General features: G+C 69.7%; 15 protein-coding genes. 6 read left to right on the forward strand and 9 right to left on the reverse strand.

The features are described from left to right. Positions 1-11 precede the first annotated feature (11 nt). The 5 genes from N5D62_RS10310 to N5D62_RS10330 all read left to right on the forward strand — a co-directional run bounded on the left by N5D62_RS10310 (position 12) and on the right by N5D62_RS10330 (position 6,452). Positions 12-1,559: a DUF1800 domain-containing protein gene (locus N5D62_RS10310; protein ID WP_279757622.1), complete on the forward strand. Its 1,548-nt coding sequence runs from the start codon at positions 12-14 to the stop codon at positions 1,557-1,559. Between the two features lie 2 nt (positions 1,560-1,561). Further along, positions 1,562-2,878 carry a DUF1501 domain-containing protein gene (locus N5D62_RS10315; RefSeq protein ID WP_279757623.1) on the forward strand — a complete coding sequence of 439 codons (1,317 nt, stop codon included), beginning with the start codon at positions 1,562-1,564 and terminating at the stop codon, positions 2,876-2,878. Positions 2,879-3,220: 342 nt separating this feature from the next. Beyond that, on the forward strand, positions 3,221-4,621 hold the full coding sequence (locus N5D62_RS10320; protein ID WP_279757625.1) for a class II fumarate hydratase: 1,401 nt from the start codon (positions 3,221-3,223) through the stop codon (positions 4,619-4,621). Next, positions 4,608-5,534 (forward strand): ZIP family metal transporter, encoded by a 927-nt coding sequence (locus tag N5D62_RS10325; protein ID WP_279757626.1) that lies wholly within the window; start codon positions 4,608-4,610, stop codon positions 5,532-5,534. The genes N5D62_RS10320 and N5D62_RS10325 overlap by 14 nt, the downstream gene beginning before the upstream one ends. Before the next feature lie 210 nt (positions 5,535-5,744). After that, positions 5,745-6,452, forward strand: coding sequence for a hypothetical protein (locus N5D62_RS10330; protein ID WP_279757627.1), 708 nt, complete (start codon positions 5,745-5,747; stop codon positions 6,450-6,452). A gap of 98 nt (positions 6,453-6,550) precedes the next feature. Here the strand turns inward: N5D62_RS10330 and N5D62_RS10335 are convergent, their stop codons facing one another. Further along, positions 6,551-8,266, reverse strand: a complete 1,716-nt coding sequence (locus N5D62_RS10335; protein ID WP_279757628.1) for a PQQ-binding-like beta-propeller repeat protein — start codon at positions 8,264-8,266, stop codon at positions 6,551-6,553. A gap of 330 nt (positions 8,267-8,596) precedes the next feature. Between N5D62_RS10335 and N5D62_RS10340 the strand changes: the two genes are divergently transcribed. Beyond that, a complete protein-coding gene (locus N5D62_RS10340) occupies positions 8,597-9,352 on the forward strand; it encodes a carbonic anhydrase family protein (protein WP_279757629.1) in 756 nt (251 codons plus the stop codon). A gap of 58 nt (positions 9,353-9,410) precedes the next feature. On the opposite strand, the gene N5D62_RS10345 is transcribed toward N5D62_RS10340, so the two are convergent. The 8 genes from N5D62_RS10345 to N5D62_RS10380 form a co-directional block, all read right to left on the reverse strand. Continuing rightward, a complete protein-coding gene (locus N5D62_RS10345) occupies positions 9,411-10,541 on the reverse strand; it encodes an acyl-CoA dehydrogenase family protein (RefSeq protein WP_279757630.1) in 1,131 nt (376 codons plus the stop codon). A 4-nt stretch (positions 10,542-10,545) separates the two neighbouring features. Continuing rightward, positions 10,546-11,214 (reverse strand): SDR family oxidoreductase, encoded by a 669-nt coding sequence (locus N5D62_RS10350; protein WP_279757632.1) that lies wholly within the window; start codon positions 11,212-11,214, stop codon positions 10,546-10,548. A gap of 11 nt (positions 11,215-11,225) precedes the next feature. Next, positions 11,226-12,404 carry an acetyl-CoA C-acyltransferase gene (locus N5D62_RS10355; protein ID WP_279757634.1) on the reverse strand — a complete coding sequence of 393 codons (1,179 nt, stop codon included), beginning with the start codon at positions 12,402-12,404 and terminating at the stop codon, positions 11,226-11,228. A gap of 38 nt (positions 12,405-12,442) precedes the next feature. Further along, the gene (gene aceK / locus N5D62_RS10360; protein WP_279757636.1) at positions 12,443-14,296 is read right to left on the reverse strand and encodes a bifunctional isocitrate dehydrogenase kinase/phosphatase; all 1,854 of its coding nucleotides are present in this window, start codon (positions 14,294-14,296) and stop codon (positions 12,443-12,445) included. 43 nt (positions 14,297-14,339) lie between these two features. Continuing rightward, positions 14,340-15,017, reverse strand: coding sequence for a carbonate dehydratase (gene can / locus N5D62_RS10365; protein WP_279757637.1), 678 nt, complete (start codon positions 15,015-15,017; stop codon positions 14,340-14,342). Between the two features lie 55 nt (positions 15,018-15,072). Beyond that, complete coding sequence (locus N5D62_RS10370) at positions 15,073-16,251, reverse strand: isovaleryl-CoA dehydrogenase (RefSeq protein WP_279757638.1); 1,179 nt, start codon at positions 16,249-16,251, stop codon at positions 15,073-15,075. 196 nt (positions 16,252-16,447) lie between these two features. Continuing rightward, entirely contained in the window at positions 16,448-17,506 is a 1,059-nt protein-coding gene (ylqF, locus tag N5D62_RS10375; protein ID WP_279757639.1) for a ribosome biogenesis GTPase YlqF, read from the reverse strand. Between the two features lie 135 nt (positions 17,507-17,641). Next, positions 17,642-18,028: a copper-binding protein gene (locus N5D62_RS10380; protein WP_279757640.1), complete on the reverse strand. Its 387-nt coding sequence runs from the start codon at positions 18,026-18,028 to the stop codon at positions 17,642-17,644. Between the last annotated feature and the right edge of the window lie 3 nt (positions 18,029-18,031).

An 18,031-nucleotide genomic window follows, 5' to 3' on the forward strand; every position in this document is an offset into this window, starting at 1 on the left:
TGCTAGCCCCCATGTCATTGCCGACCGCCTCCGTCCCGATCCCCCGCCGCGCGTTGCTGCTCGGCGCGACCGCGTCCGCGGCGCTCGCCGCCTGCGGCGGCCTGCCGTCGGCGCCGGACGTGCCGATGGATGCGACGCAGCGCCAACGCGCGGCCAACCGCATCGGTTGGGGCGCGACGCAATCGCAGCTCGACGAGATCGACCGGCTTGGCTGGGGACGCTACGTCGAACGCCAGTTCAAGGCCGATCCCAAGGCGCCGATGCCCGCGCCGATCCAGGCCCGCATCGACGCGCTCGGCATCAGCCAGGGCGACGTCGCGTCACGCGTGTGGGCGGCGGAATCGTTCCGACGCAACGGCGACAAGGGCGCGACCGAGGAGGAGCGCGCCGCCGCGCGCAAGGCCTACCAGGAGGCGCAGGGCCTGGCCGCGCGCGAGACCGGCGAGCGCCAGCTGCTGCGCGAGCTGTACGGCGAGCAGCAGCTGCTCGAGCACCTGTCGTGGTTCTGGTTCAACCATTTCAACGTGCACCAGGGCAAGCGCGACATCCGGCTGCTGCTGGCGGATTACCAGGACCGCGCGCTGCGCCCGCAGGCGCTGGGTTCGTTCCGCCGGATGCTGGGCGCGGTCGCGCGACATCCGGCGATGCTGCGCTACCTAGACAACGACCAGAACGCGGTGCGCGCGATCAACGAGAACTACGCGCGCGAGTTGCTGGAGCTGCACACGATGGGCGTGGACGGCGGCTACACGCAGCGCGACGTGCAGGAGCTGGCGCGCGTGCTGACGGGATTCGGCGTGCGGGTCGATCCGGACCCGGCGAAGGTGGCGCCGCGTTTCGAGCGCCTCTACCAGCGCGACGGGCTGTTCGAGTTCCATCCGGGCCGCCACGATTTCGGCGACAAGCAGTTGCTGGGCCACACGATCAAGGGCCGCGGCGCGGACGAGTTGGACGAGGTGCTGGACCTGCTGACGGCGCAGCCGGCGACGGCGCGATTCGTGTGCCGCAAGCTGGCGGTGTTCTTCCTGAGCGACCAGCCGCCGCAGCCGGTGGTGGACGCGATGACGGCGGCGTTCCTGCGGACGAAGGGCGACGTGCCGGCGACCTTGAGGCCGCTGCTGTACGCGCCGCAGTTCGCGTCCGCGGAGTCCCCGAAGTTCAAGGACCCGCATCACTACTTGCTGTCGAGCTTGCGCGCCGGTTTCGAGCGCCGCGAGCTTCAGAACGCGCAGCCGCTGCAGAACTGGTTGCGCCGCCTGGGCCAGGGCCTTTACGACAAGCAGACGCCGGACGGCTATCCGATGACGGCGGACGCGTGGAACAGCCCGGGCCAGATGACGCTGCGATTCGAGATCGCGCGCCAGATGGGCAGCGGCGCGGCGCCGCTTTACCGCCCGGATGGCGTCACGACGCCGGTCCCGATGCCGGACCTGAGCCCTCTACGGACGCGTATCGAGCCCACGCTGGCGACGACGACGATGGCTGCCTTGTCGCAGACCACATCGCCGCAGCAATGGCTGACGCTGTTGTTCTCGAGTCCTGATTTCATGTATCGATGACCATGCACAGACGTCACCTCCTCCACGCTCTCGCACTGGGCGGCCTGACGATTTCCAGTGCCCGTCTCTTCGCCACCGACGGACGGGGGCTGGGCATGGAGAAGCCTGGGCAGCCGGTGCCCTCCGGAGCGAATGCCGAGCGTGCGGAGGCGTCTGAGCGGAGGGGGGCACCGGCTGTTCAGGCTTCGGGCGCCCGTCCACGTTTCCTGCTGGTGTTCCTGCGCGGTGGTTACGACGCCACCAACCTATTGATTCCGACCTCGAGTGGTTTCTATTACGAGCAACGCCCCCGCATCGCGATCGCCCGCCCGAGCGCAACGGATGTGAACGCCGCGCTGCCGCTGAATGCGGACTGGGGTTTGCACCCCGCGCTCCGGAACAGCGTGTACCCGCTGGCGCAGGCTGGCCAGGCGCGGTTCATCCCGTTCGCCGGCACCGAGGACTTGTCCAGGAGTCATTTCGAGACGCAGGACAGCATTGAGCTGGGCCAACCGGTGGGTGGATCGCGCGACTACAACTCGGGTTTCCTGAACCGGCTCGCGGCGGAGCTCGATGCGCAGCAGGCCTTGTCGTTCACCGACCAGTTGCCGATGGCCTTCCGGGGTCCGGTGCGCATTGCCAACGCGGGCTTGCGGGAGACGGCGCGCCCGGCGGTGGAGGGGAAGAACCGGGCGCTGATCGCGAGCATGTACCAGGGTCAGCCGCTGGGGGCGAGCGTGCAGGAGGGACTGGCGCTGCGGGATGAGCTGGCGAGGGATCTGTCGCCAGACCGGATGAAGTCGATGACCGATGCGGCGGGTCGCAACGCGATTCCGGCGAAGGGGTTCGAGTTGGAGGCGCGACGCATCGCGACCTTGATGCGAGGGCGGTTCAGCCTGGGGTTCATCGATGTGGGTGGGTGGGACACGCATGTGAACCAGGGCGGCGCGACGGGGCAGTTGGCGAACCGGTTCGAGGAACTGGGCCGAGGCCTGGCGGCGATCGCCGACGAATTGGGGCCCGAGGTGTGGCGCCAGACCACCATGATGGTGATCAGCGAGTTCGGCCGGACTTTCCGCGAGAACGGCAACCGTGGCACCGACCACGGTCACGGGAGCGTCTACTGGCTGCTGGGCGGCGGGCTGGCGAGCGGCGGGCCCGTCGCGGGCGACCAGATCGCGCTGACGGCGACGACGCTGTTCCAGAACCGGGACTATCCGGTGCTGAACGATTACCGCGCGGTGCTCGGCGGCCTCTGGCAACGCCAGTTCGGCCTGTCGAACGAAGCGCTGACGCGTGTGTTCCCGTCGGTCCGCCCGAAGGACCTGCGCCTGGTCTGAGGCCGGGCCCCCCCACTCGCCCCAAAGCCCCCAGGCCGTGCAAGCGCTTGCACGACGAGGCTTGCAAATGAGAGCAATTCTCATCTAGCATCGTCACAAACGAAAAGACTCCAGCGGGACCCGAGCCCCGCGACCAATGCAACTTGCACAGAGGCTGCGCCGCCATCAGATCGGCATCGTTCGGCGGCGCGGCCTCTTTTTCTTTTGCATCGTTCGCATGGTCCCCCGTCCGGCCTGGAGTCCCCCACTTCGGCAGGCCCTCCACCGGCTTCACGGCGCCGCGCAACTCACGCTGCTACGCTGGTCCGTGGCGATCCGCCTGCCCGACATGAAGGAATCCCGATGAACAAGCCCACCCGCATCGAACGAGACTCCATGGGCGAGGTGGCCGTGCCGGTCGACGCGCTGTACGGCGCGCAGACCCAGCGCGCGGTCGAGAACTTCGCGATCAGCCGCCAGCCGATGCCCGAGCGCTTCGTGCGCGCGCTGGTGCTGCAGAAGGCCGCGGCGGCGCGCGCCAACATCGCGCTGGAGCAACTGCCCGCCGACATCGGCCAGGCCATCGATCGTGCCGCGACCCAGTTGTTGCAGGATCCGGCGCTGATGAGCCACTTCCCGGTGGAAGTTTTCCAGACCGGCTCGGGCACCAGCTCGAACATGAATGCCAACGAGGTGCTGGCCACCGTGGCCACGCGGCTGATCGGCAGCGGCGCGGCGAACCCGGTCAGCGTCAGTCCCAACGATCATGTCAACGCCGGTCAGAGCAGTAACGACTCGATCCCGACGGTGCTGCACATCAGCGCCGCGCAGGCGCTCAACGGCGAGCTGCTGCCCGCGCTGGACCTGCTGGTGCAGACGCTGCAGGACAAGATCCAGAGCGACGGCCATCACGTCAAGACCGGCCGCACCCACCTGATGGACGCGATGCCGCTGCGCCTGGGCCAGGAGCTGGGCGGCTGGTGCGCGCAGATCGAGGCGCGACGCGCGCAGCTGCGCGCGCTGCTGCCGTCGGTGTGCGAACTCGCGCAGGGCGGCACCGCGGTGGGCACCGGCATCAACGCGCATCCGGACTTCGCGCGCCGCTTCTGCGAGGAGCTGTCCACCCTCACCGGCCTGAGCTTCCGCCCGGCGCCGGACTTCTTCGCCGCGCTGTCGGCGCAGGACACGGCGGTGGCGCTGTCGGGCGCGCTCAAGGGCCTGGCGGTGTCGCTGATGAAGATCGCCAACGACCTGCGCTGGATGAACTCCGGCCCGCTCGCCGGGCTGGCGGAGATCGAGCTGCATGCGCTGCAGCCGGGCTCGTCGATCATGCCGGGCAAGGTGAATCCGGTGATCCCGGAGGCGGTGACGATGGTCTGCGCGCAGGTCATCGGCCATGACGCGGCGATCACCGTGGCGGGGCAGTCGGGCAACTTCCAGCTCAACGTGATGTTGCCGCTGATCGCGACCAACCTGCTGGACAGCCTGGCGTTGCTGGCGGCGGCGACGCAGGCGCTGGCGGCGCAGGCGATCCGCGACTTCAAGGTCAACACCGACGGGTTGCAGCATGCGCTGGCGCGCAACCCGATCCTGGTCACCGCGCTGAACCGCGAGATCGGCTACCTGAAGGCCGCCGCGATCGCCAAGCGCGCCTATGCCGAGAAGCGTCCGATCCTGGACGTCGCCGAGGAGATGACCGAGTTCGACCGCGCCACGCTCCAGCAGATGCTGGATCCGGCCAAGCTGACCGATGGCGGACTCTGAGGCCGTCATCGCCGCGGACCGGACGTCGGCGCGCCGCCATCGGCTGCGCCAGGCGCTGGGCTGGACGATCCTGCTGATCGGCGCGGTGCTGCTGCTGCACCAGGGCTGGACCTGGATGCAGCCGGCGGGTGGCATCGGGCAGGGGTCGGTGATCGTCATGGCGCTGCAGGCCGGCCTGATCGCCGCGGCGGCGACGGCCTTCGGCACCTTGCCCGCGCTGGGCACGCGCAGTTTGTCGGCGCGCGGCCAGGATGCGCTGATGGGCTTCGGCGCCGGGGTGATGCTGGCGGCCTGCTCGTTCTCCCTGATCATTCCGGGCCTGGCGGCGGCGCGCGATCACGCGACCGCCTCCGGCGCCGCCGCGCAGGTGGCCCTGGCGGTGCTGCTGGGCGCGTGGGCGTTGATGGCGCTGGACCGCTGGCTGCCGCACGAGCACTTCATCAAGGGCCGCGAAGGCACCGATCCGACGCGGCTGCGGCGCACGACGCTGTTCGTGATCGCCGTCACGCTGCACAACCTGCCGGAGGGCCTCGCGATGGGCGTGGCCTTCGCGGCGAACGATCCGCTGGCGGCGGCCAGCCTCAGCCTGGCGATCGCGATCCAGGACCTGCCCGAGGGCTTCGTCATCGCGGTGGCGCTGATGGGGGTCGGGTACTCGCGGCGCAAGGCGCTGCTGCTGGGCGCGGCCTCGGGGCTGGTGGAGCCGGTCGGCGCGGTGCTGGGCGCCTGGGTCGTGTCGGCGTGGCCGCAGCTGCTGCCATGGGGACTGGGGTTCGCGGCGGGCGCGATGCTGTTCGTCATCAGCCACGAGATCATTCCCGAGTCGCACCGCAAGGGCCATGAGCGCTGGGCGACGCAGGGACTGATGCTGGGCTTCGCGCTGATGATGGTGCTGGACACGGCGCTGGGCTGAGCGTCGGCCCCCCACGCGACGGGCGTGGGTCCGCTCTCGCGCCGTCGCGCGGCCCCTCGCCGCGCCGTTCGGACCCGCGTCGTTTACAACTCGCCACGCGCAAGCGGCAGCCTGTCACGGCGCCCCCGCTCCCGCGCGGAACCGCGCGCCCACAAGCGCCGCGCGGCCCGTCACCATCGGTGCTCTGCCCTTCCCTGCAGGACCCGAGCGATGAAGAAGTTGTTCGCCGCGCTGACCGCCGTGGCCGCCGCCCTCCCCGTCCTTTCGACCGCCGCGCATGCCGCCGGCCTGACGCCGCTGGAGCAGCGCTGGGTCGCCGGCATGACGCCGGTGCTGGTGCATGCGAAGGGCACCGGCATGCCGGTGGACATCGTGGTCCAACCGCAGGACGCGCCGGAGGCCGCGCCGCTGGCGCTGGGTTTCAAGGACGGCCGCTGCAAGCTGGTGCTCAGCCTGCGCGGCAACCCGGAAGGCGAAGCGACGCTCGGTCGCGTGCCGGAGGGGCTCGAGGATGCCGCGCTCGAACTGATGGCCGCGCATGAACTGGGTCACTGCCGTCGCTACCTCGACGGCGCGTGGTTCCAGCTGCCGGCTGGATTCACCGCGGGCCAGGTGCCGGATGGGCTGAGCCCCGACCTGCAGCGCGCCTACCAGTCGATGAAGTCCACGCGCCGCGAGGAAGGCTACGGCGACCTGGTCGCGCTGAGCTGGACCGCGCAGCGCCACCCGGCTCAATACGCCGCGCTGCACGCCTGGCTCACCGCCGAACGCGGTCGCGACCTGCTGCCGGGCAGCCACCACGACACGCTCGCCTGGCTCAAGCTCGCGCGCGATCCGAAGGCGCTGGGAAGCGCCGGGTCGATGTTCGAGGCGGCAACGGCCACCTGGCAGAGCGGCCTGAATCTCGACGACGACTGAGCCCGCCGCACGGCATTGCCCCTTCCCCGCGAATTGCCGGCCCGAGCGGCGCGACCGTCATTCGCGAGCTGACCGCTCTTACGGCGGCGTGACCGCCTTCAGCGCAACGTCACCGCCGTCAGCGCCATCGGATCGGCGGTGGTCGCGGTGTTCGTCGTCACGATCAGCAGCGTGCCGCGCTGGCTCATGCCCAGCCAGCCGCCCAGCGAGTAGCGCCACACCGCCTGGTGCGTCGCCAGGTCGATCGCCACGGTCTGGCGATCGGTCGAGACGAACAGGTGGGTGTCCGTCAGCACCATCGTCTGCTGCCAGACCCGGTCGGCCGCGTCCATCGGCCACGACCACAGCACCGATCCATCGGCCAGGCTGCGCGCCTCGATCGCCTTGTTGCCCTGGTTGGCCAGGTACACCACGCCGTTGGCCGTCACCGGCAAGCCGCGGAACGGCGCACGCACCGTCCACCGCACCGAACCGTCCGCGCGCGCGAGCGCCTGGACGCCGGCGTTCGCGCTCGCCGATTCCTGGACGTAGCGCGGGCGGTCCATCGCCAGCACCGTGTTCGCGTCCGCGATCACCGGGGTCTGGCTCTCGTAGAGCTTCAGCGCCAAGGACTGTCCGCCATCGGCCGTCACGTCGAGCAGTTGCCCGCCGTCGGTCGCCCGGAAGGCGCGGAAGGTCGTGCTCGAGTGCGTGTACACCACGCCGTCGGCCACCGTCGCGCCGAACTGGCCGTGCACCGGCAGCACGCGGCTCGGCGACGGATCGGCCTTCGCGGTCCAGCGCGTCTGCAGGTCGCCGGGGTTCACCGCCGCCACCTCGCCGGTGATCGCGTCGGTCAGGTACAGCGTGTCGTCCGTCGCGAGCCAGAAACGCGGCGGGTTGTTCTCGTTCAGCGAGCGGGTGGCCAGCACCGCGCCATTGGTCCGGTTCGTCGACACCGCCGAGTACAGCGGCAAGGTGCCCGGCGTCGTCGCCTGCAGCGAGGACCAGACCGCGCGGCCGCCCGCCGGCACCACGTGCGTCAGGCCCGCGCCGGCGATCGTCGCGGTCCATTGCGGCTTGCCGTCGGACTCCGACAGCGCCAGCGCGTTCGGCCCGGTGGCGCCGTCGATGACGCGCGCCTGCGGCACCAGGATCTGGCCGTCCACCAGCGCCGGCAGTCCGGGCGTCGAGGTGTCCGTCGCGCCGACCAGCCAGGCCATCCAGCGCCGCGAGAACTTCGACGCGTCCAGCGAGACCGGCACGTAGCCGCTGCGCGTCGAGCCGGGGGCCGCGTCGCTCCAGGGCGTGGCGCCGGCGACCGTCGCGGGCAGCGGCGTGGTGGCGGTCGGCACCGCCGTCACCTCGAGCCGGTAGTTCAGCCGGGCGCCGCGGTAGCGCTTGCCCGCCGGCGGGATCAGGTCCGGTGGCAGGTCGACATGGACCGCCCCGACGTAGACGCCGGCCGGGCGGTCCGGCGCGAGGCGGAAGCTCATCTGCCAGCGCCCGTCGGGCAGCTGCTTCATGTCGCCCATCGACTGGACCGGGATGCCGGTCGCGCCGTCGACCGAGCGCACGTAGACGAACGGGGTCCGGTCGCGACGCTCCAGGTGCACCGGCGTCGCGTAGATCGTGACCTGGTCGCAGCTCGCCTCGGGCGCGGCCTTGCAGTCGAAGGTGTCCCGGTCCAGCGCGAAGGTAGGAATGTCCTCGACCGGCGGAGCGCCGGAGTCCGAACCGCCGCAGCCCGCCAGGGCGGTGAGCGCGAGCAGCGCCGTCGCGCTCGCGCGCCATCCTTGCGCGGCGGCCAGTCGCCGCCCGATCGTCGAAGTCATGTGTCGTTCTCCCTGAGGCATCGCGCCGGGCCGATCCCATCGCGAGGGTCAGGTCTTGTTGCCGGCGCGCGGCAGGGTATGTCGACCTGGTGTCATCGGCAACCCGCCCGAAGAGGGACGGGAAAACGCCGATGCCAAGGCGACGCGACGCAGGCCAGGCGGATTCGGAACGACGCCTGAACGCGATCCCAACGGCCTCCAAACACCTCGCGCGGAGCGGTGTCGTTTGGAGCGCCAGCGGTCATGCAACGCCAAGGGCACCGTGCCACACTGCCGCCGGCCGGCGATCCGGCCGCCTCGTTTCCAGCCCTTCCCAACGCCCTCATCACCATGACCCTGCACGCGCGCGCGCTGACGACCGTCCTGTCGATCGGCCTCCTGTCTTCCGCCCTGTCCGCCGTCGCCGCGACGCCGCCCCACTGGGCGTACACCGGCGACAAGGGCGCCACGCACTGGGGCGACATCGACGCGTCCTTCGCGCAATGCGGGCTCGGCCATCAGCAGAGCCCGATCGACATCGCCCAGACCGTGAAGGCCGAGCTGCCCCGGCTCGAGTTCCATTACGGCAGCGCCGCGCCGACGATCTGGAACAACGGCCACACCGTGCAGGTGAACCTGCCGGCCGGCAACACGCTGCAGGTCGGCGACCAGACCTACGAGCTGCTGCAGTTCCACTTCCACACGCCCAGCGAGGAGCGCATCAAGGGCAAGTCGCAGCCGATGGTGCTGCACTTCGTCCACCGCAACGCGGCCGGCGAGCTCGGCGTGGTCGCCGTGCTGGCGCGCGCGGGCCAGGCCAACGCCGCGCTGTCGCCGGTGTTCGCGCACCTGCCACGCCCCGGCGAGAAGATCACCGTGGACGAGCTCGCGCTGGACCTGCCGGCCCTGCTGCCCACGTCGCTCGGCTACTACGACTTCGCTGGCTCGCTGACCACGCCGCCCTGCTCCGAGGGCGTGCACTGGATGGTGCTGAAGACGCCGGTGACGCTGTCGGCCCGCCAGATCGGCGCGATCCGCAAGCTGGTCGGCAGCAACGCGCGGCCGGTGCAGCCGCTCAACGGTCGCGAGGTCAAGGAAAGCGAGTAAGCCGCCCTCCGGCGCCCGGGCCTGCCGCCGGCGAGGCGGCCGGCACCGGGGCCCGCGCTCAGACCAGCGCGCGGCCGATCAGGATCTTCTGCACCTCGGAGGTGCCTTCGTAGATCTGCGTCACCCGCACGTCGCGGTAGATCCGCTCGACCGGGAAGTCGCTGACGTAGCCGTAGCCGCCGTGGACCTGGATCGCGGCGGAGCACACCTTCTCCGCCATCTCGCTGGCGAAGAGCTTGGCCATCGCCGCTTCCTTCAGGCAGGGCTGGCCGGCATCCTTCAGCGACGCCGCATGCCAGATCAGCTGGCGCGCGGCCTCGATCTGCGTGGCCATGTCGGCCAGCTTGTGCTGCATGGCCTGGTGCTCGAAGATCGGCACGCCGAAGGCGACCCGCTCCTTGCTGTAGCGCAGCGCCGCCTCGAAGGCCGCGCGCGCCATGCCCACCGACTGCGACGCGATGCCGATGCGCCCGCCCTCCAGCCCCGACAGGGCGATCTTCAGGCCCTGCCCTTCCTCGCCCAACCGGTTGGCCGCCGGCACCCGGCAGCCCTCGAACAGGATCTGCGCCGTGTCGCTGGCGTGCTGGCCCATCTTGTCCTCGATGCGCGCCACCACGTAGCCCGGCGTGGACGTGGGCACCAGGAAGGCCGAGATGCCCTTCTTGCCGGCGGCCTTGTCGGTCACCGCCATCACGATCGCGACGTCGCCGTTCTTGCCGCTGGTGATGAACTGCTTGACGCCGTTGAGGACGTAGTCGTCGCCGTCCCGCACCGCCGTGGTCTTCAGGCCGCCGGCCTCGGAGCCCACATGCGGCTCGGTCAGGCAGAACGCGCCCAGCATGTCGCCGCGCGCCAGCGGCTTGAGGAAACGTTCCTTCTGGTCCTCGTTGCCGAAGGCCATCAGGATGCTGCACACCGGGCAGTTGTTGACACTGACGACGGTGGAGGTCGCGCCGTCGCCCGCGCCGATCTCCTCCAGGATGATCGCCAGCGCCAGGTAGTCCAGGCCGGCGCCGTCGTACTCGGTGGGCACGGCCACGCCGTAGCAGCCGAGTTCGGCCAGGCCCTTGAGCTCGGCCGCCGGGAAGTGGTGGGACTTGTCCCACTCGGCCGCCTTCGGCGCGATCTGGTCCTGCACGTAGGCGCGGACGGCGTCCTGCACGGCGCGGTGGTCTTCGGAAAGGATCATGGCGTCACCAGGGCAGCGCGCTGCCGTCGTAGTTGAAGAAGCCGCCGTTGTCGGCCGGCTTCAGGCCGTCGAGCACGCCGCGCAGGCTCGAGGCGCTGGTCGCCACGTCGATGTCGGCCTCCTGGCCGCCCATGTCGGTCTTGACCCAGCCCGGGTGGAGGCTGACGCAGATCGCGCGGCCGTCCAGCGTCAGCGCGACGTCCTTCATCACCGAGTTCACCGCCGCCTTCGACGCCCGGTAGACCCAGCCGGCCGAGTTCGCCCGCAGCGTCATCGAGCCCATCCGCGAGGACAGGATCCCGATGCGCGCGTCCGGCGCGAGCGCGTCCAGCAGCTGCGGCAGCACCCGCATCGGGCCCAGCACGTTGGTGTGCATGACGGCGTCGAAGTCCGCCGCGCTAGGCGGCTGCAGGCCGATCGTCTTCGGGCCGTACAGCCCGGCCACGTACATGACGCGGTTGAACTGGTGCCCGTCGAGCTGCCAGGCCAGCCCGGCGATGCTGATCATGTCGGACACGTCCAGCTTGATCGCGGTCGCGCCGAGCGCCTTCAGCTTCTCCAGGCTGGCGTCGTCGCGCGCGGTCGCGACGACGGCGTCGCCGCGCTCGCGGTGCTGCTTCACGAGCTCGAGGCCGATGCCCCGCGACGCGCCGATGATGAGGACTTGGGCCATCCGTCCCGTCCTCAGATCAGCTCGACGCCGACGGCGGTCGCTTCGCCGCCGCCGATGCACAGCGCCGCGACGCCGCGCTTGAGATTGCGGTGCTTGAGCGCGCCCAGCAGCGTGACCAGGATGCGGGCGCCCGAGGCGCCGATCGGATGGCCCAGCGCCACGGCGCCGCCGTTGACGTTGACGATCTCGTGCGGCAGCTTGAACTCGGCCATCGCGGCCATCGTGACCGCGGCGAAGGCCTCGTTCACTTCCCACAGGTCGACGCTCTTGGCGTCCCACTGGTTCTTCGCGAGCAGCTTCTGGATCGCGCCGACCGGGGCCGTCGTGAACCATTCCGGCGCGTTGGCGTGCACCGCCGTGCCGACGATGCGCGCCACCGGCGTCACGCCCAGCTTGTTGGCGGTGGATTCGCGCATCAGCACCATCGCGGCCGCGCCGTCGGAGATCGACGACGAGGTGGCGGCGGTGATCGAGCCGTCCTTCTTGAACGCCGGCTTCAGCGTCGGGATCTTGTCGAGCTTGGCCTTGAACGGCTGCTCGTCGCGCGAGATCACCGTGTCGCCGCCCCTGCCGGCGATCGTCACCGGCGCGATCTCCCAGGCGAAGGAGCCGTCCTCGTTGGCGCGCTTGGAGCGCTCGGTCGAGGCGATCGCGAACTGGTCCTGCGCCTCGCGGGTGAAGGCGTACTTGTCGACGCACTGCTCGGCGAAGACACCCATCGCCTTGCCGCGCTCATAGGCGTCTTCCAGGCCGTCCAGCGCCATGTGGTCGTACATCTGCGCGGCGCCGTACTTCACGCCCTTGCGCGCGAACATCAGGTGCGGCGCGTTGGTCATCGACTCCATGCCGCCGGCGATCAGGATGTCGGCGCTTTCGGCCTTCAGCGTGTCGTGCGCGAACATGGTCGCGCGCATGCCGGCGCCGCACATCTTGGACAGCGTCACCGCGCCAACCGACTGCGGCAGGCCCGCCTTCAGCACGGCCTGGCGCGCCGGGGCCTGGCCCTGGCCGGCCATCAGGCAGTTGCCGAGGAAGGCTTCCTCGATCGCGTCGGCCGGGATGCCGGCGCGCTCGACGGCCGCCTGGATGGCGACGGCGCCCAGCTCCCACGCGGCCAGGCCGGCGAAGTCGCCCAGCAGGCCGCCGATCGGCGTGCGGGCCGCGGAAACGATGACGATGGAATCGGACATGGGGGTCTCCTTCAAAGAAGTCCGTGGAATCGGTGGAATCAATGGATCGGGAGCTCGCGGTCCTGCGGCTCCGGCACCTTCAGCGCGGGCGCCACGTCCCGGACGTGGAAGCGCTTGTGCGGGTCGTACGGGAAGACGTCCTCGACATGGCCCGCCAGGATGCGCTCCTTGTGGGTCTGCCAGAACGCGGGATCGAGCAGGTCGGCGTGGTGCGCCATGAAGACGTCGCGCACGCCGGGATGGCCGAGCAGGAACGGGCCGAAGGTCTCGGGGAACACGTCGTGCTTCTGCACCGAGTACCAGACCTCGCCGGACAGCTCTTCCTCCTCGTTGCGCGCCTCGGGCACCTTGCGGAAGTTGCAGTCGGTCAGGTACTCGATCTCGTCGTAGTCGTAGAACACGACCTTGCCGTGGCGGGTCACGCCGAAGTTCTTCCACAGCATGTCGCCAGGGAAGATGTTGGCCGCCACCAGATCCTTGATCGCGTTGCCGTACTCGACCACCGCATGCGCCAGCTGCGCCGGCGACGCCTCCTGCAGGTAGATGTTGAGCGGCACCATGCGCCGCTCGATGTACAGGTGCTTGATGACGAGGTCCTCGCCGGTCTCCTCCAGCAGCGACGGGCAGAAGTGCTTGAGCTCGGCGATCAGCTCTTCCTCGAAGCGGTGGCGCGGGAAGGCGACGCGGGTGTACTCCAGCGTGTCGGCCATGCGGCCCACGCGATCGTGCTGCTTGACCAGCAGGTACTTGGACTGGATCTGCTCGCGCGTCGTGTCCTTCTGCGGCGGGTAGAAGTCCTTGATGACCTTGAAGACGAACGGGTAGGACGGCAGGTCGAAGACCAGCATCACCATGCCCTTGATGCCGGGCGCGATGCGGAACTTGTCGCTGCTGTGGCGCAGGTGATTGAGGAAGTCCCGGTAGAACAGGTTCTTGCCCTGCTTCTGCAGGCCCAGCGCCGAGTAGATCTCCGAGCGCGGCTTGCGCGGCATCAGCGAGCGCAGGAACTGCACGTAGGCGCTGGGGACCTCCATGTCGACGAGGAAGTAGGCCCGCGCGAAGCTGAACAGCATCTGCAGCTCGTCCTCGCCGAACAGCGCGGCGTCGATGTAGAGCCGGCGCTCGACCGGGGCCGGCGCCTTCGATCCGTTGGGCTGGGCCGCCGGTGCCGTCTCCTTGTGCAGGATCGGCAGCGCGAACGGCGTCTCGGTGAAGCCGTTGATGACCTTGCCGACGATGTACGCGCCCTTGTTGCGGAAGAACAGCGAGGACAGCACCTGCACCTGGAAGTTGGTGCGCCAGCGGAAGGCGCCCAGCTGCTCGCCCACGGCCTGCAGCACCAGGTCGATGTCGCGGCCCAGGTCCTCGAACTCCAGCGCCAGCTGGAAGTTCCAGACGATGCGCATGAAGGTGTCGCGCAGCGTGTCCTGCGAGGGGTAGTAGCAGCGGTAGGTCGGCTGCGCGGCGGGCTCGTCGTTCTCGATGAACTCGGTCGACAGCGCCGGGCGCACGAAGATGAACTCGTTGTGGAAGTAGCTGTGGTGCAGGATGCGCGTCGTGACCGAGTTGAAGAAGGTCTCGGCGAGCTCGGGCCGCAGGTGCTTGGTCAGCAGCCCGATGTAGTGCAGCTTGACCTGCTGCCAGACCTCGCCGGGCAGCGCGCTGGTCTGGTAGCGCGCTTCGAGCAGCGCCACCGCCTCGTCCACGCGCAGGTCGTAGAACTCGATGCGCTCGCGCTGCGCGCGCTGCTGGCCGTGCCAGTCCGCCTGCTCGAAGCGCGTCTTGGCCGTCGCCGACGCGGCGCGGAACAGCCGGTAGTGCTTGTCGAAGCCCTCGAGCATCGCCTGCGCGATCTCGAAGGCGCGCGGATCGGTGAGCTCGTGGGGGAACATCGCGTCGTCCGTTCCAGGGGTGACCGCTCGCCGGCGCGCGGGCTCAGCGGCCCATCGCGGCCTCGTAGCGGCGGTGCAGCGCCTCGAGCGCGCTGCGGTAGGCGGGGCCGACGTCCTCGGCCTTGCCGACAGTGATGCTCAGGTCCTTCAGCAGCCCGTTGTGCAGGCCGTAGACCCAGCCGTGCACGGCCACCGACTGGCCGCGCGCCCAGGCGTCCTGGACCACGGTGGTCTGGCAGGCGTTGCGGGCCTGCTCCAGCACGTTGAGCTCGCATAGCGCGTTGGCGCGCTGGTCCGGCGCCACCTGGTCCAGCCACTCCTGGTGGTGGTTGCGCACGTCCTGGACGTGGCGCAGCCAGTTGTCGACCAGGCCGACCCGCAGGTCCTCCAGCGCCGCGCGCACGCCGCCGCAGTTGCTGTGGCCGACGATGATGATGTGCTGGACCTTGAGCTGGTCGACGGCGAACTGCATCACCGACAGGCAGTTCAGGTCCGAGTGCACGACGACGTTGGCGACGTTGCGATGGACGAAGAGCTCGCCCGGCAGCAGGTCCACCAGCTCGTTGGCCGGCACGCGGCTGTCCGCGCAGCCGATCCACAGGTATTGCGGCGTCTGCTGCTTCAGCAAGCGCGAGAAGAAACCGGGGGACTGCTCTTCAGTCTCCGTGGCCCAGCGCTTGTTGTTGTCCAGCAGGTCTTGCAGTTGGTTCGTCGTGCTCATGAAGCGGGATTGTCGCGGTTGCGGGCCGTCGCCGGATGTCGGAACCGCGAAGGCCTCACATCGTTTCGGCGAAGAGCTCGCGGCCGATCAGCATGCGACGGATCTCGGACGTGCCCGCGCCGATTTCGTAGAGCTTCGCGTCACGCCACAGGCGGCCCAGCGGGTACTCGTTGATGTAGCCGTTGCCGCCGAAGATCTGGATGCCCTCGCCGGCCATCCAGGTGGCCTTCTCGGCGCACCACAGGATGACGGAGGCGCAGTCCTTGCGGACCTGGCGCACGTGGGCGCCGTCCAGCGCGTCCAGGTTCTTGCCGACCGTGTAGCAGAACGCCCGGGCGGCCTGCAGCACCGTGTACATGTCGGCGACCTTGCCCTGGATCAGCTGGAACTCGCCGATCGACTGGCCGAACTGCTTGCGGTCGTGGATGTAGGGGACGACGTTGTCCATCACCGCCTGCATGATCCCGATCGGACCGGCGGCCAGCACGGCGCGCTCGTAGTCCAGGCCCGACATCAGCACCTTGGTGCCGCCGCCGAGCTGGCCCAGGATGTTCTCGGCCGGGACCTCGACGTCCTGGAACACCAGCTCGCCGGTGTGGCTGCCGCGCATGCCCAGCTTGTCGAGCTTCTGCGCGATCGAGAAGCCCTTCATGCCCTTCTCGATCAGGAAGGCGGTCATGCCGCGGGCGCCCAGCTCGGGCTCGGTCTTGGCGTAGACGACCAGCGTGTCCGCGTCGGGACCGTTGGTGATCCACATCTTGGTGCCGTTCAGGACGTAGTAGCCGCCCTTGTCCTCGGCCCGCAGCTTCATCGAGACGACGTCGGAACCGGCGCCCGGCTCGCTCATCGCCAGCGCGCCGACGTGCTCGCCGGAGATCAGCTTGGGCAGGTACTTCTTCTTCTGCGCCTCGTTGCCGTTGCGCTTGATCTGGTTGACGCACAGGTTGGAGTGGGCGCCGTAGCTCAGGCCGACCGAGGCGCTGGCGCGGCTGATCTCCTCCATCGCCACCATGTGGGCCAGGTAGCCCATCGCGGCGCCGCCGTACTCCTCGGGCACCGTGATGCCCAGGACGCCCACGTCGCCCATCTTGCGCCACAGGTCCATCGGGAACTGGTCGCTGTGGTCGATCTCCGCGGCGCGGGGAGCGATCTCGGCTTGGGCGAACTCGCGCACCGCGTCGCGCAGCGCGTCGATGTCCTCTCCGAGTTGGAAGTTCAGACCGGGCAGGTTCATGGGTTTGTCTCCTCGACCACCTCCGCGCGCCGCCGTCCGGGCGCCGCGCTGGGCAATTCGCACTTACGTTTACGTAAACGTCAATTGTAGAGCAGGTCGACCCGGTTCCGGCTATTGCAGAAATGCGTAAGGAAGAGTCCGGAGGGCGGCGCCGGTCCGCCGGGACGGGCCGGGGGGTGGCGGCGCCTTCGGGGAATCAGGAGCGCGGGGCGCCTTCGCCTTCGCCTTCGCCTTCGCCTTCGCCTTCGCCTTCGCCTTCGCCTTCGCCGTCGCCGTCGCTTTCGTCTTCGTCTTCGTCTTCGTCGCCGTCGTCCACGACGTACGCATCGCGCGTCCCGCGCTTGCTCTCCGCCCGGCGGGCTTCCTTCTCCGCCTCCTTGGCGGCCTCGGCGGCGTCCGCGGCGGCGGTCCACTCGGCGAATTCGTCCGGCGTCTCCAGCGTGATCCGGCCCAGTTGCCCCTGGCGCAGGTCGTACAGCAGGATCTCCGCCGCCTTCTGCGTGTTGATCCGGCCGCCCGGCAGCACCGCGCCGCGCCGCTTGCCGATCAGCGCCAGCACCTCGCCGTCGAGCAGCGACGCGTCAGGCTCCAACTGGTACCGGACCTTGAGCGCCTGCGGATAGTGCCGGCGCAGGTAACCCAGCAGGTCCAGCGCGACCACTTCCTCCTCGAACGCGTTGCGGCCGATCGCGCCGCTGGCGGCCAGGTTGAGCCCCGCCTCCGGCACGCGGATCTTGGGCCACAGCATGCCCGGCGTGTCGAAGAGGTAGACCCCCTTCTCCAGCAGGATCTTCTGCTCGATCTTCGTGATGCCCGGCTCGTCGCCGGTGGCGGCGGCGCGCTTGCCCACGATCGTGTTGATCAGCGTGCTCTTGCCGACGTTGGGAATGCCGCAGATCAGCACCCGCAGCGGCTTGTCCAGCCCGCCCCGGGTGGGCGCGAGCGAACGGCACTCGGCCGCCATCATCTTGGCCAGCCCGGGCTGCCCCTGATGGATCCCCACCGCGTGCGTGTTCGGCTGCGACTGGTAGAACGCCAGCCACTGCGCCGTGCGCGCCGGGTCCGCCAGGTCCTGCTTGTTGAGCAGCTTCAGCGCCGGACGGCCGGCCGTGAGTTGCGCGATCAGCGGATTGGCGCTGCTCGCGGGCACGCGGGCATCGAGCATCTCGATGACCACGTCGATCCCGCTTTTCATGCGCTCGCGGATCGCGCCCCGGGTCTTGTGCATGTGCCCGGGAAACCATTGAATCGCCATCCCGCGATTGTCGGCGATTCGCGAGGGGTGGCTGCCACCTGCCGCGTCCCAGCGCCAGGCCGCCAGGGCATGGGGCCCCGGCGGCAAGCGCCGAAACCCCACGCCCTTCCGGCCCCGAACGACCGGGGACTGACCTCAGTTCGCGGCGGGCGCGGGACGCAGCTCGACGATCGTCAGCTGCCCCTGCTGGGCCTCGATGCGGACCTCGACCTTGTCGCCGATCTTGACCTCGGAGAGCTGCGCGGCGCTCAGCACGCCCGGCGCGAGCTTGAACGGCATCGTCATGCCCGGCATGTCGAGGTGACGGATGTCGCCATGCTTGAGCGTCAGCTTCTGCTGCGGGATGTCGATGCGGCGGACCTCGGCGGCGACCCAGTCCTGCGACGACGGCGTCGCCGCGTCCGAGGCGGCGGACGCTTCCTGGTCGTGGCCTTCATGCGAATGCGCCTGCGCGCGCAGCGGCGTCTGCGCGCCGATCAGCGTGACGAGGGCGATGGCGAAAGAGAGGGCAATGCGGTTCATGTC

It is taken from the genome of Mitsuaria sp. GD03876 (genome assembly GCF_029840635.1).
GTDB lineage: Bacteria > Pseudomonadota > Gammaproteobacteria > Burkholderiales > Burkholderiaceae_C > Roseateles.

Coding starts and splice junctions, on each gene's coding strand:
- N5D62_RS10310 (WP_279757622.1), top strand. CDS start 12: ATGTCATTGCCGACCGCCTCCGTCCCGATCCCCCGCCGCGCGTTGCTG.
- N5D62_RS10315 (WP_279757623.1), top strand. CDS start 1,562: ATGCACAGACGTCACCTCCTCCACGCTCTCGCACTGGGCGGCCTGACG.
- N5D62_RS10320 (WP_279757625.1), top strand. CDS start 3,221: ATGAACAAGCCCACCCGCATCGAACGAGACTCCATGGGCGAGGTGGCC.
- N5D62_RS10325 (WP_279757626.1), top strand. CDS start 4,608: ATGGCGGACTCTGAGGCCGTCATCGCCGCGGACCGGACGTCGGCGCGC.
- N5D62_RS10330 (WP_279757627.1), top strand. CDS start 5,745: ATGAAGAAGTTGTTCGCCGCGCTGACCGCCGTGGCCGCCGCCCTCCCC.
- N5D62_RS10335 (WP_279757628.1), bottom strand. CDS start 8,266: ATGACTTCGACGATCGGGCGGCGACTGGCCGCCGCGCAAGGATGGCGC.
- N5D62_RS10340 (WP_279757629.1), top strand. CDS start 8,597: ATGACCCTGCACGCGCGCGCGCTGACGACCGTCCTGTCGATCGGCCTC.
- N5D62_RS10345 (WP_279757630.1), bottom strand. CDS start 10,541: ATGATCCTTTCCGAAGACCACCGCGCCGTGCAGGACGCCGTCCGCGCC.
- N5D62_RS10350 (WP_279757632.1), bottom strand. CDS start 11,214: ATGGCCCAAGTCCTCATCATCGGCGCGTCGCGGGGCATCGGCCTCGAG.
- N5D62_RS10355 (WP_279757634.1), bottom strand. CDS start 12,404: ATGTCCGATTCCATCGTCATCGTTTCCGCGGCCCGCACGCCGATCGGC.
- aceK (WP_279757636.1), bottom strand. CDS start 14,296: ATGTTCCCCCACGAGCTCACCGATCCGCGCGCCTTCGAGATCGCGCAG.
- can (WP_279757637.1), bottom strand. CDS start 15,017: ATGAGCACGACGAACCAACTGCAAGACCTGCTGGACAACAACAAGCGC.
- N5D62_RS10370 (WP_279757638.1), bottom strand. CDS start 16,251: ATGAACCTGCCCGGTCTGAACTTCCAACTCGGAGAGGACATCGACGCG.
- ylqF (WP_279757639.1), bottom strand. CDS start 17,506: ATGGCGATTCAATGGTTTCCCGGGCACATGCACAAGACCCGGGGCGCG.
- N5D62_RS10380 (WP_279757640.1), bottom strand. CDS start 18,028: ATGAACCGCATTGCCCTCTCTTTCGCCATCGCCCTCGTCACGCTGATC.